The organism is Xanthomonas sp. NCPPB 4467, from assembly GCF_041475665.2.
Classification (GTDB): Bacteria; Pseudomonadota; Gammaproteobacteria; order Xanthomonadales; family Xanthomonadaceae; genus Xanthomonas; species Xanthomonas dyei.
In genome coordinates this window covers 2,351,164-2,363,467 of the sequence record NZ_CM191260.1, presented here as the reverse complement: position 1 = coordinate 2,363,467, position 12,304 = coordinate 2,351,164, and the positions used below count along the sequence as shown (strand labels likewise).

Genomic DNA, 12,304 nt, shown 5'->3' with positions numbered 1-12,304 from the left:
CGCGACAAAAACGCTCCCTTCGTCTAATGGTTAGGACGTGGCCCTCTCAAGGCTAAAACAGGGGTTCGAGTCCCCTAGGGAGCACCACGTTCGTCCTGCTGCAGACCACGCCAAAGCCCCGCATCGCGGGGTTTTTGCATTGTGGCGCAGGTATTTTTAAGGGGCAGTGCCGCTGCAGCGGCGGGCAGCGAGACCGCACAGGCGGTGACGTTCGGCAGCCTCCCGTCACAGCACTTTCCGGCCAATCGAGCCACCTGGCCGAGTCCGGTTGAGTGCCACACCATTGACCGACCTGGATGCAATCCAGATCGCACCCTGCCGAGCGATCTGCCGCACTGCCCCGCGTGCGCGGCGTAATCCGCAGCCTTGTCGATCACAGCAACACGATGAGTGCCAGCAGCACAGACAGATCGATCCCTGGCGCGCAGCGCATGTTGTATCGCCCCTGCCCCATCGCAACAGCCGACATGCCGTACTTGCGCGCCATCCGCGCGACACGCCTTGGATATTTGCAGTACATGGCCTCTCCTCAACTGGCAAACGGGTGGATGCGATCTCCATCGCTGCCGGTTTCGGCAACGGCGTCATGGGCATGCAGACTTTCCAGGTGGCGCACCGCCACATCGAAGGACGTGTAGCGCTCGGCCAACGCCATGCGCAAACGCCGCGCGGCATCTTCCACATACATCAGGTTGGCGCCGTTCAAACGTGCGAAGGCCTGCTCGTCGATACGCCGCACCGCCGCCTGCACGGGCGTCGCCAATGCCTGTTCGCAGACGCCGATCAACGCGCGGATATCCAGCCGCTGCAGGCAGGCCAACAGATCCACACGCACCCGTGCCAGGCTGCGCTGACTGTGCGGTGTGGCGTACGAACCGTGCACCTGCAGCCACTGCGCAATGTCGTCTAACGGCACCGCAGCGCGACCGGCGTGCTGCTGCACAAATGCCTCGCTCAACAACTGCCGCGACAATGCCGCCGAGCACGGGCAGGTCGAGGCATACAGCACGTCGATCTGCAGTTGGACCTGGCTGCGCCCCGCCCTGCACTGCGCATCGATGCGCACCGGGTATGCGCGCCACCCGGCCAGACCTTCGCTGAGCAAGGCCGGCGTACGCAGCATCACCTCGAACGACAGCGTCACCCGCGCCGCGCGGCTGCCGCAGTCGGCATGGCTGTCGATCAAGGCTTGCAGCAACTGCGACAGCATCGCCGGCGAGACCGGCTGCTCCAGATACCGGTCTAGCAAGCGGTACAGCCGCGACATATGGATGCCCTTGATCTCGGGGCGCGGCAGATCGACCTGCACGCTGGCGCGGGCCGCGACGGTACCGCTGGGCTCGGCCTCATCCAGGCGTACAGGGATGGCAATATCATGCATGCCCACCCAGCGCAGCGGTGCGCTCAACGCGGGCGGTTCGGTAACGGCAACATCGGGAAGCGTGGCGGACATCGGGCACTCGTTGATGATGAAGATGACAGCCGCGCATCAGGCGCGGCCAGGAAATGCCTGGAAGTAGTCGTCGATGCCCGCATGCAGGGTCTGCGCGAGCTCGTCCTGATGCGCATCGCCGCATAAGCGATCGCAATCGTCGCGGTTGCTCATGAAGCCGGTTTCCACCAGCAGCGAGGGAATGTCGGGCGACTTCAGCACCGCAAAACCGGCCTGCCCCACCTGAGGCTGATGCAGCCGGGTCACGTGCTGCAAGCGCTCCAGCATCAAATGACCGAACGCAACGCTGCTGGCGATGGTTCCGCTCAGCGACAGATCGGCCAGTACCTGCGACAGCACTGGATTGGTCGGCACGCGCAGCCGGCGTGCGTTGTCGCCCATCTCGTCTGCGGCGTTCTCGCTGTCGGCAATCCACCGCGCCAACGCCGAGCTGGCACCATTTTCAGACAAGGCAAACACCGACGCGCCGCTGGCCTGCGTGTTCGGCGCGGCGTCGGCATGGATGGACACGAACAGATCGGCGTTGTGGCGATGGGCGATCAACACCCGTTCGTGCAGCGGCACGAAACGGTCGTCGCTGCGGATCATGGTCGGTCGATAGCGCGTGTCGGCGGCGAGCCGCTGATGCAACCGCCCGGCCACCGCCATGGCGACATACTTTTCGTAACGCGCATCGGCACTGACCGCACCGGGGTCCTTGCCGCCGTGGCCGGCATCGATGGCGATCACGTACGGATGCAGGCGCGAGCGCGTCGCAATGATCGGCGCATCTTCAGCCACGACTGTCGACAGCGGCACCGCGCTGGATGCGGCAGCCAGATCCAGTAACAAAACATTGCCGTCCCAGTGCTTAGTGACTGCGACCGGCTGGGCCAGATCGAGCACCACACGCATCCCATCGGCGTGTGGCCCGCTGCGGATGCGTGTGACCGCAACATCGTCAGCTGGCGGCACGATGTGGGGCGGTTGTGCCGAGACACCGGATAAGTCGATCACCAAACGCGCAGGACCCGACAATCCGAAACTGCGATAACCAGCCTGTCCAGTCAAGGCCAGCCGAAGACGCAATGCATCGCCTTGCTGCTGCACGCTGCACTCAAGCAGGGAAGGAAGACCTTGCGTATAGCCGACGACGGGCGACAGCAGCAACGCAGCGCCAGCGCCTTGCAACAGGTGTCGCCGGTTCATCGTTGGCACCCGCGCCTGCCCGAGCCATCAGCTCGCCACGACAGAGGAATCCGTGGAGGGCGACGCACGATCGAACAGCATTTAGACAGAGGTAGGGGGTAAGACACGAGAGGCAGGAAGCGCGCGAAGGTCCGTAATTGTTATAAAGTAACACATTCATGCCGCAGCACTGCGGAACGTCCAACCTCTGAGCCACGACGTTCATCTACCAACCCGCCCTGGAGCCCGCCCGATGTCTGCCCACCTTCCTGATAGCTACTCTGCCTGGCGTCACTGCATCGAGATCGCTTGTGCCCAGCCGCTGACGCCGGTCTTCATTGCGCAGCGCCTCATCGAGCTGCGCGACACCGCCAACCACCACACCCAACAATTTCTGCGTCGTTGGGGCCTGGCACACCATCGGCAAGTGATTGATTGGTTCGAGCGTGCCGGCAGCGAGTGCTCGGCTAAGTAAGCACTTCTCAAAGCCGCGACGCTTGTTTGAAGAAGATGGGTCCGGGATGCGTACCGTGGTTGACTACGCTTATTTACGACCTGTGATATGTCGCCGCGTTTTTATGCGACAAACAATCAACAAAACGTCTCTGTCAACACGTAACGTATAAGCGCCTGAATTGCAGGCGGAGTTGCCCCATGCAGGGGGAAGGCAAGATCATGAAAAACGCGAAAAACTGGCTTCAGATTCTTTGCGTAGTCGCTGGATTTTTGGCATCAGGCGCCACGATGGCTCAATGTTGTGGAAATGGCGGCGTCGGCATACATGCAACAACAGGACTTGGCGACAGCAATCCCAAGGCTGTCAATCTCGCCATGGATGCTTCGTTTGCCATCTATGAACTGCATCGCGACGGAGTAACCTATCTCCAGATCAATGACATAACTGGAGAAGTCCGCGCGGTCGTTGCCAGGGTAGACAATGCGCTTTGGACGTTACCAATGGGCAAAGACGTGGATAGGGTATCACTACCCTCAGTCAATAAAATCTCTTCAAGTACGAACTCAGATAGCACGATCGCAGCTGATGCAATCTACCGTGATCAAGCACGACTCGTTTATAAGACAAAGAACTTTACGGTATTGACCCGGCGGCAAGCAGCTGGGCAGCAGTGGATAGTCTCGCCCTGACTGCCACGGAGTTAGGTTCGGCCACCAGGAATGTCACAACCAACGCATGGCGGCGGCGAAAGATGCCGCCATGCGCTTTCAACCTTGATTTCAACTCCGCTTCCACATCGCTGAAATCGCGCTGAGCAAACTCCGCGGACAAGGAGTCAGCGATCACCCGTACAGCAATACCCCTGGTCTCTGTTCCTCGCCATGCACGGGCTTGTATGAAATGCTTGCAGGACGAAGGTAAAACCTCCACACAATCAAGCACACTGCGATAAGCACTCAACTGAAGCTCCAATGACAAGCTCCTGCAGTCACCGCGAAGCACAAATTGAAACTGAGATTCGCAGAAACGCTCAAGTGCCGGCGAGCGCAACGTTCGATATAAACCATGCGTCTCAATTTCCAGTGGATATAGCGCGGCTACGTATTGCTGCAACAACTGCGATTCGAGGACACCAACGCGCGTCATCTCCATTGCAACTGAATGATGCCCCTTTGCTCTCAAATCAGCTATCACATCTTTGCGCATCTTGTTGATTTGCACATTGATATCAGAATATTCAAGCACACGATTGCGCAACATCCGCTCGGCGCTTGAATAGCTCGCTCGAGCAAACACAAAATCATCCTCCTCCAACTTGGTCAAAAAACCATCGCCAACGGGTGCGCGCAGACGAGCATTGAAGACGAAAATAGTTGTCGTCGTGGCAGCATAAAGCAGCTGAATATTGAAAACATCACGATCAAAGAACCCAATCTGGTAAACACGGGGCAGAGAGAACTCTAGCGCAAAACTTGCCAAAAGCGAGCCTAAAGCCGCCCCCTTCCATCCCTGCCTGAATGTCAATAACACCATCGGCATTAGCATTGCGATCATCAAAGGATTTCGGATTGATGAATCTCTTGAAATACTCAAGATGAAAAACAGACTTAAGATCACCACCACGGCGACGGCAAAGTCTCGCGGAAGACCGGGATGGGTTGGATCATCGTTCCAGTTGGACCACAGCATTGCTGGAAGCAGTACGACCAGCACACCGAGGTAGCTGCCCGACCAATAGCGCAACAACAGATCAAGCACAGGATCGGTCGGTGGTCCACCAAGCATCCAATTCAATAAAAGGCTACATGCGCCATTCCAGAGCCCTATGGCCAAAGCAGCGGGTATAAGCCATTGTTGGCTTTTGACGATACGAGGAACATGGTGGCGCAGCAGGCCGATGGAGCAGGCAATCAGAGGCGCATGCAAAAATGGGCTCAGGTACGACCAGAAGGGACTAAATCCTTGCAGTTCGCCCAGGGGAATGCGCAGGAACAGCATGGCCCCAGCATCCCCTATCAACAGGAAAGGCCACTCTCGATACGGCCGAAATAGCAGCGTGACTACACGCAAGCCGACCGGGAGATACCACTGATCAATCGATAAGCGCCAGAGAATCAGAAACACCAAGCAGTAGGACACGCTGATAAGCGCGCCTCTGATGAGTTCCTTTGCTGCTGTCATGGACTACCACTCCCTGGCTTGACGATTCGCTCTAGTTTGTAGGGAACGGCGAAGCCAAGTCTAGTCGGAGCGCACAGATCGCAGGAGTCAAGGCTTGGAGAGATGTGCTGCTGTCCGCAACTACGCGGGATTGGCACTGTTTTTGGTGCTTTGGCAATGTAGTGGATCGGAAGGCGAAATGCAGAAGGCCGCATTACGCGGCCTTCTGCATTTCCCATGGTGATTTCAGCACAACGCGCTGGTCAGCCCTCCATCTGCTCCAACTCCTTGCCCTTGGTCTCGTAGACGTACTTGAGCACGAAGAACACCGAGATGAAGGCGGCAACCGTGTAGATGCCGTAGGCGCCGGCAAGACCGATACTGCCGAGCAGGATCGGGAAGCTGACGGTGATGGCGAAGTTGGAGGTCCACTGTGCGGCGCCGGCAATGGCCAGGCCCGAGCCGCGGATCTGGTTGGGGAACATCTCGCCCAGCATCACCCACATCACCGGGCCCCACGAGGCGTTGAAGAACACCACGTAGACGTTGGCGGCCACCAGCGCCAGCATGCCCATGGCATCGGACATCGCCAGCTTGCCTGTGGCATCCAGCGAGGCGGTGGCGAAGGCGTAGGTCACCAGCGCCAGCGACACCGCCATGCCGACCGAACCGATCCACAGCAACGGCTTGCGGCCGATCTTGTCGACCAGCATCACCGTGACCAGGCAGGCGCCGATGCTCAGGCCGCCGGAGAGTACGTTGATCAGCAGTGCGTCCTGCTCGGAGAAGCCCACCGCCTGCCACAACACCGCGCCGTAATAGAACACCACGTTGATGCCGACCAGCTGCTGGAACACCGCCAGGCCGACGCCGATCCAGACGATGGGGCGCACCTTGCCGGTGGCCTTGCTGATCAGGTCGGAGAACTTGGGCTTGTGCTGGTCGGCCGACATGGACGCGGAGATCTCGGTCAGCTTGGTCTGCGCGGCAGCGTTTCCGTACAGCCGCTTGAGCACCACCAGCGCCTGCTCGCGACGGCCCTTGACCACCAGATAGCGCGGGCTTTCGGGGATCACCAGCAGCAACAGCAGGAACGCCAGCGAGGGAATCGCCTGCATCCAGAACATCCAGCGCCATGCGGCCTGCCCGGCCCACAATGGTTCGGTGGAGGCACCCGCCGCGTTGGCGAGCAGGTAGTTGCTCAGGAAGGCGCAAAACAGACCGCTGATGATGGCGATCTGCTGCATGGTGGCGAGCCGGCCGCGATAGCGCGCGGAGGCGACCTCGGCGATGTAGGCCGGCGAGATGACGCTCGCCGCACCGACAGCAAAGCCGCCCATGACGCGCGCGAAGATGAAAAAGCCGGAGCTGTGCGAGGCACCGGCACCGATGGCCGAGAGCAGGAACAGCGCCGCAGAAATGATCAGGACCGCGCGGCGGCCCCAACGGTCGGCCAGGCGGCCGGCGAAGAAGGCGCCGATGGCGCAACCCAGCAGCATCGAGGCGACCTCGAACCCGGTCTCGGCGGCGCTGGAATGGAAGGTCTGCTTGAGCCCGTCGACAGTGCCGTTGATCACGCCGCTGTCGAAACCGAACAAAAAACCGCCGATCGTTGCAACGCAACTGATCAGGACGATGAAACGGGTGTTCTCACCGGCATCGGGGGCGCCGTTTACGGAGACACTGGACATGGGTTCACCTGGAAACATGCAAGGGAGCGGTCACTGGTGTGGCCGCCGTCGGCCGGCGACGCGATGCGCCGCCGGCCACGGGACATCAACGCGTCAGGTACTGATTGATCAAGTTCTCATACGCTTCCTGGCGGCCGCTGATCTGGGTCGGCACGTTGCCGGCCGCATGCTTGGCCACGTCCACCAGCGTGCTGGTGCCATTGGCGAAGTCCGCACCGGCGCCGCTGTCGAAGCTGGCGTAACGCTCGGCGCGCCAGGTTTCCAGTGGCGAGGAGGTCAACAGCGCATTGGCCACTTCCAGCCCGCGTGCGAACGCGTCCATGCCGCCGATATGCGCCATGAACAAGTCCTGCGGGTCGGACGATTCGCGGCGCACCTTGGCATCGAAGTTCAAGCCGCCCGGTGCCAGCCCGCCCTGCCGCAGCACTACCAGCATCGCGCCGACGGTGTCGTACAGGTCGGTCGGGAACTGGTCGGTATCCCAGCCGTTCTGCGGGTTGCCGCGGTTGGCATCGATGCTGCCCAGCAACCCGGCATCGGATGCCACCTGCAGGTCATGCTCGAAGCTGTGGCCCGACAGCGTGGCGTGGTTGGCTTCGATATTGAGCTTGAAATCCTGGTCCAGGCCATGCTGACGCAGAAAGCCGATCACCGTGGCGCTGTCGAAGTCGTACTGGTGCTTCATCGGCTCCATGGGCTTGGGCTCGATCAGGAAATTGCCTTTGAAGCCGATCGCGCGGCCGTAGTCGCGCGCCAGGGTGAGGAAGCGCGCCATGTTGTCCTGCTCGCGCTTCATCTGCGTGTTGTGCAGGCAGGCATAGCCTTCGCGGCCGCCCCAGAACACGTAGTTTTCGCCGCCCAATTCCACGGTGGCATCGATCGCCGCCTTGACCTGCACCGCCGCACGCGCCACCACGTTGAAGTCCGGGTTGGTGGATGCGCCATTCATGTAGCGCGGGTGCGAGAACAGGTTGGCGGTGCCCCACAGCAACTTGATGCCGGTGTCGGCTTGGCGCTGCTTGGCGATGCCGACCATGTGGGTGAGGTTGCTTTCGTATTCGCCGATGTCGTCGGCATCCGGCGACAGGTCGATGTCGTGGAAGCAGTAATACGGCACGCCGAGCTTGGTGAAGAATTCGAATGCGGCATCGGCCTTGGCTTCGGCGCGACCCAGCGCGGTGTTGCCTGCATCCCACGGATACGCACGCGTGCCCGGGCCGAACGGATCGGCGCCGTTGCCGCAGAAGCTGTGCCAGTAGGCCACGGCAAAGCGCAGATGCTCGGCCATGGTCTTGTCGCCGATTTTCTTGTTGGCGTCATAGACCTTGAACGCGAGCGGGTTGTCGGAGTCGCGGCCTTCGAAGCCGATCTTGCCGATGCCGGGGAAATATTCCTTCGCGCCGATGAAAACGGTGTTGCTCATGGGGTGTGATGTCCTTGGTTCTGGGGGAGTGGTGAATCAGTCAGCGTAGAGCGGGCTGACGACGTGCAGGTGCTTGAGGAAGGCTTGGTAGTGCTCCTGATACTGGGCCACGCGCTGCGGGTCGGGCTGTGCGGCGAGTGCGTCGTCTACCTGCAGGTGCTCCAGCACCACCTCCGACAACGCGGCATCGCCACCATCGTCGCGGTCGCAGGCCCACAGCGCCTGCAGCGCAGCACCGAAGGCGGCGCCTTCGGGTTGGGTCGGCACCACGACCTGCAGATTGAATACGTCGGCCACCATCTGCCGCCACTGCGCGCTCTTGCTGCCGCCGCCGGTGAGCAGGATGGTATCGAACTGCAGGCCGGCCGCAACGAAGGCGTCGAAGCCATTGCGCAGGCTGTAGGTCGCCCCTTCCATCGCGGCGCGATAGAAATGCGCAGCGGTGGTGTTGTGCAGATCCATACCGAACATACAGCCGCGTGCATCGGGCAAATTGGGTGTGCGCTCGCCATTGAAGAACGGCAGCAACACCAGACCGTCGGCACCGGGTGCGGTGTCGGCAATCATCGCCTCGGTCTGCTCGCGGGGGATGGAGAACATGCGCATCACCGCTTCGGTGGCGACGGTGCAATTCATCGTGCAGATCAGCGGCAACCAGCCGCCGCTGGACGAGCAGAACGCGGCCCAGCGTGCGTCGTCGTCCACCACCGGATGATCGGCGTAGGCGAACAAGGTGCCGCTGGTGCCCAGGCTCATCGTCAGGCGGCCCGGCACCACATTGCCGGTGCCGATGGCGGCCATCATGTTGTCGCCACCGCCGGTGGTGACGCGCACGCCGGCCGGCAACTTCAATGCATCGGCGGCCGCATCGGACAGGGCATACACCGCGCCGGTTTCCACCAGCGGCGGCAACGCCGCGCGCAGGTCGCGCTGCGCATCGACGGCGCCGAGCATGCGCTCGGACCACTGGCGCGTACGTACATCCAGCCAGCCGGTGCCGGAGGCATCGCCCACTTCGGCAAAGCGCTCGCCGGTGAGCCAGAAATTGATGTAGTCGTGCGGCAGCATCACCGTGGTCATCGCCGCGTACGCCTCGGGGCGATGCTTGCGCGTCCACGGCAGTTTGGATGCCGTGTAGCCGGCCAGGATCGGGTTGCCTGCGGCAGCCACGCTGCCTGCCGCGCCGCCCACCGCGTCCATGATTTCGTCGCACTCCAGCGCCGTGCTGGTATCGCACCACAGCTTGACCGGCGCGGTGACGCTGCCATCGGCGGCTACCGGCACGAAGCCGTGCTGCTGGCCCGACACCGAGATGCCGCGCACGCGCGCGCGCTGTTCACCATCGAGCTGCGCGAAGCAATGCACGATGCCGTCGACCCACCACTGCGCCTGCTGCTCGCGGGTGCCGTCATCGCGGCTGATCAGCTCCATCGGTGCGGCAATCGTGGCAATCACGGCGCGCTCCTGTGCGTCGTAGGCCACCAGCTTGACGCTCTGCGTGCCCACGTCCAGTCCTACGTACAAACTCATTGCTTCACCAATCGGTTGTTGTTGAGTCCCACCTGCTGGGTGCGGCCCGCGCCCAGTTCCAGGTCCAGGGTCTGCCCTGCATAGGACAGTTGATAGCGTCCGCCACGATCGCTGTGCAGGCGTGCCTGCTGCAAGCGACCGCCATCCCATTCCAGATCGATGCTGGCGCCGCCACGTACGCGCACGCCGCGCAGGCTGCCGCGCGACCAGGCAGCGGGCAAGGCGGGTAGCAGAAATACACTGCCGCCCCAGCTTTGCAACAGCATTTCGGTGATGCCGGCGGTGCCGCCGAAGTTGCCGTCGATCTGGAACGGCGGATGTGCGTCGAACAGGTTCGGGTAGGTGCGCTCGGGCGAAATCAGCAGTTGCAGGATGCGATACGCATGCTCGCCATCGGCCAGCCGTGCCCACAGATTCAGCCGCCAGCCGATCCCCCAGCCGGTGGCGTTGTCGCCACGGATTTCCAGCGAACGCCTGGCGGCAGCGGCCAGCTCCGGGGTATCGCGCAAATTGATCTGGCTCGACGGATGCAGCGCGTAGAGATGCGAGACGTGACGGTGGTGGATCTCCGGCGCGTCCATATCCCAATCCTGCTGCCACTCCTGCAACTGCCCCGCCTTGCCGATGCGGTTGGGCGGCAGTTGCTCGCGCAGCGTGGCCAGCTGCTGCGCCAGCGCTGCATCGACATCAAGCACCTTGCTCATCGCGATGCACTGCGCGAACAGGTCGCGCAACAGCTGCGCATCCATGGTCGGCCCGGCACACACGGCAGCGCCGAACGGATGCTGATTTTCCGGCGACATCGATGGATTGGTCACCATCGCGCCCGTTTGCGGGTCGCGCATCAAGGTGGCAACGAAGAACTCCGCCGCACCCTTGAACAACGGGTAGATCTTGCTCAGATACGCACGGTCGCGCCCGTAGTCCCAGCGGTCCCACAGCTGCTGCAACAACCACACCCCGCCCATCGGCCACAGGCTCCACTTGGCACCATCGATGGGCCCGGCCTGACGCCAGAGATCGGTGTTGTTGTGCACCACCCAGCCGGGCGCGTCGTAGAGCGTACGTGCGGTCTGCGCGCCGGTGGTGGCCAGGTCGAACAGCATGGATTCCAGCGGTTCCACGCACTCGTGCAATGCATTGGCCTCGCTGGGCCAGTAGTTCATCTCGGTGTTGATGTTGATGGTGTACTTGCTTTCCCACGGCGGCTGCATCAGGTCGTTCCAGATGCCCTGCAGGTTGGCCGGCTGGGAGCCGGGCCGCGAGCTGCAGATCAGCAGATAGCGGCCGTACTGATGGTAGAGCGCGGCCAGTGCCGGGTCGTTGCCGCCGGCAAACCGCTGCACGCGTTGGTCGGTAGGTAGCGCTGCCGCGTCGCTGGTGCCCAGGTCGATCGCCACACGCCGGAACAGGCGTTGGTGATCGGCCAGATGCGCGCGCAGCAATACGACGTAGTCCAGGGTTTGGGCCTTGTGCAGGCTGGCTGCGGTGCCTGCGAGCGGGTCGCCATCTACTGCGTCGAAGCGTTGGTAACTGGTGGCTGCGGTGAGCAGCAAGACCACTTCATCGGCGCCTTCGATACGCAAGCGATCGCGCAACGCGGTCAGCTTGCCGCCTTTCACCTGCGGCAACACGCGCAACGCAAACCGCAACTTGCCGTCGATGCCGGCAAAGCTGCCGTTGCGGCCGGTGAACAGCAAACCGCCCTGCTCTGCGGTGACCTCGCCGTGTTGCGGGCTATCGATGCCCACGCGCAAGGAAATCGCGCGCGGCCGCTCGCACGACAGACGCACCACGATGCATTGCGACTGCGCAGAGACGAACACCTCGCGCCGATGCAACACGCCGCCAGAGCGGAAGCTGGTGGTGGCCACTGCGGTGTCCAGATCCAGCTGACGGCGATATTCGCTGATGCCGTCGACACGATCGAAATCCAGCAACAGATCGCCCAGCGGTTGATACGGCATCTGCTTGAGCGGGCGCGAGAGCAGCTTGGCATCGGCCAGTTGTTCGGCCTCGGCATAGCGGCCGGCAAAGATCAGCGCACGCACCTGCGGCAACGCGGCCAATCCCTCCGGGCTGGTGGAATCGTAGGGCCCGCCAGCGTAGAGGGTGTCTTCGTTGAGTTGCAGGCGCTCGTGGGCAATGCCGCCCCACACCATCGCACCGAGTCGGCCATTGCCGACCGGCAAGGCCTCCACCCATTCGTTGGCCGGTTCGCGGTACCACAGCTGCAATGCGTCAGCGGCCGCCACTCGCGGCAACGCGGCGTGTTTGGAAGACGCTGCAGCCTGCGCGGCAACCGGTGCGGCGCCCAGGACCGCCATCGCGGCCCCGGTTGCCTTGCACAGTTCGCGACGGGTCAGCACGGCCACCGCCGTGCTGCATCACCGGAACCACCCGCGACTGCCTTGCGGCGTTCC

General features: G+C 62.3%; 9 protein-coding genes and 1 tRNA gene. 3 read left to right on the top strand and 7 right to left on the bottom strand.

Annotated features, from left to right (window positions below; genetic code table 11):
• Nucleotides 1-12 precede the first annotated feature (12 nt).
• Nucleotides 13-87, top strand: a tRNA-Glu gene (locus tag ACCQ06_RS10410).
• Nucleotides 88-529: 442 nt separating this feature from the next.
• Here the strand turns inward: ACCQ06_RS10410 and folE2 are convergent.
• Both folE2 and ACCQ06_RS10400 read right to left on the bottom strand, forming a co-directional pair.
• Nucleotides 530-1,453, bottom strand: coding sequence for a GTP cyclohydrolase FolE2 (folE2, locus tag ACCQ06_RS10405; RefSeq protein WP_104616902.1), 924 nt, complete (start codon nucleotides 1,451-1,453; stop codon nucleotides 530-532).
• 36 nt (nucleotides 1,454-1,489) lie between these two features.
• Nucleotides 1,490-2,641, bottom strand: a complete 1,152-nt coding sequence (locus tag ACCQ06_RS10400) for an N-acetylmuramoyl-L-alanine amidase (protein WP_228324833.1) — start codon at nucleotides 2,639-2,641, stop codon at nucleotides 1,490-1,492.
• A 232-nt stretch (nucleotides 2,642-2,873) separates the two neighbouring features.
• Between ACCQ06_RS10400 and ACCQ06_RS10395 the strand changes: the two genes are divergently transcribed.
• Both ACCQ06_RS10395 and ACCQ06_RS10390 read left to right on the top strand, forming a co-directional pair.
• Nucleotides 2,874-3,095 (top strand): hypothetical protein, encoded by a 222-nt coding sequence (locus ACCQ06_RS10395; protein WP_228324834.1) that lies wholly within the window; start codon nucleotides 2,874-2,876, stop codon nucleotides 3,093-3,095.
• 179 nt (nucleotides 3,096-3,274) lie between these two features.
• Entirely contained in the window at nucleotides 3,275-3,766 is a 492-nt protein-coding gene (locus tag ACCQ06_RS10390) for a hypothetical protein (protein WP_374153112.1), read from the top strand.
• Here ACCQ06_RS10390 and ACCQ06_RS10385 read toward each other — a convergent pair.
• The 5 genes from ACCQ06_RS10385 to ACCQ06_RS10365 all read right to left on the bottom strand — a co-directional run bounded on the left by ACCQ06_RS10385 (nucleotide 3,711) and on the right by ACCQ06_RS10365 (nucleotide 12,208).
• Nucleotides 3,711-5,258: an MASE1 domain-containing protein gene (locus tag ACCQ06_RS10385; RefSeq protein WP_228324836.1), complete on the bottom strand. Its 1,548-nt coding sequence runs from the start codon at nucleotides 5,256-5,258 to the stop codon at nucleotides 3,711-3,713. The genes ACCQ06_RS10390 and ACCQ06_RS10385 overlap by 56 nt on opposite strands.
• A gap of 242 nt (nucleotides 5,259-5,500) precedes the next feature.
• Nucleotides 5,501-6,928, bottom strand: a complete 1,428-nt coding sequence (locus ACCQ06_RS10380; RefSeq protein WP_055854773.1) for a sugar porter family MFS transporter — start codon at nucleotides 6,926-6,928, stop codon at nucleotides 5,501-5,503.
• Between the two features lie 85 nt (nucleotides 6,929-7,013).
• Complete coding sequence (gene xylA, locus ACCQ06_RS10375; protein ID WP_228324838.1) at nucleotides 7,014-8,351, bottom strand: xylose isomerase; 1,338 nt, start codon at nucleotides 8,349-8,351, stop codon at nucleotides 7,014-7,016.
• 36 nt (nucleotides 8,352-8,387) lie between these two features.
• A complete protein-coding gene (gene xylB, locus ACCQ06_RS10370; RefSeq protein ID WP_316692269.1) occupies nucleotides 8,388-9,881 on the bottom strand; it encodes a xylulokinase in 1,494 nt (497 codons plus the stop codon).
• Nucleotides 9,878-12,208, bottom strand: a complete 2,331-nt coding sequence (locus tag ACCQ06_RS10365; protein ID WP_316692566.1) for a glycoside hydrolase family 95 protein — start codon at nucleotides 12,206-12,208, stop codon at nucleotides 9,878-9,880. The genes xylB and ACCQ06_RS10365 overlap by 4 nt, the downstream gene beginning before the upstream one ends.
• Nucleotides 12,209-12,304: the final 96 nt, after the last annotated feature.

What these genes read in the sequence shown, in the direction of transcription:
- folE2 (WP_104616902.1), bottom strand. Translation starts at nt 1,453, where the DNA reads ATGTCCGCCACGCTTCCCGATGTTGCCGTTACCGAACCGCCCGCGTTG.
- ACCQ06_RS10400 (WP_228324833.1), bottom strand. Translation starts at nt 2,641, where the DNA reads ATGAACCGGCGACACCTGTTGCAAGGCGCTGGCGCTGCGTTGCTGCTG.
- ACCQ06_RS10395 (WP_228324834.1), top strand. Translation starts at nt 2,874, where the DNA reads ATGTCTGCCCACCTTCCTGATAGCTACTCTGCCTGGCGTCACTGCATC.
- ACCQ06_RS10390 (WP_374153112.1), top strand. Translation starts at nt 3,275, where the DNA reads ATGCAGGGGGAAGGCAAGATCATGAAAAACGCGAAAAACTGGCTTCAG.
- ACCQ06_RS10385 (WP_228324836.1), bottom strand. Translation starts at nt 5,258, where the DNA reads ATGACAGCAGCAAAGGAACTCATCAGAGGCGCGCTTATCAGCGTGTCC.
- ACCQ06_RS10380 (WP_055854773.1), bottom strand. Translation starts at nt 6,928, where the DNA reads ATGTCCAGTGTCTCCGTAAACGGCGCCCCCGATGCCGGTGAGAACACC.
- xylA (WP_228324838.1), bottom strand. Translation starts at nt 8,351, where the DNA reads ATGAGCAACACCGTTTTCATCGGCGCGAAGGAATATTTCCCCGGCATC.
- xylB (WP_316692269.1), bottom strand. Translation starts at nt 9,881, where the DNA reads ATGAGTTTGTACGTAGGACTGGACGTGGGCACGCAGAGCGTCAAGCTG.
- ACCQ06_RS10365 (WP_316692566.1), bottom strand. Translation starts at nt 12,208, where the DNA reads ATGGCGGTCCTGGGCGCCGCACCGGTTGCCGCGCAGGCTGCAGCGTCT.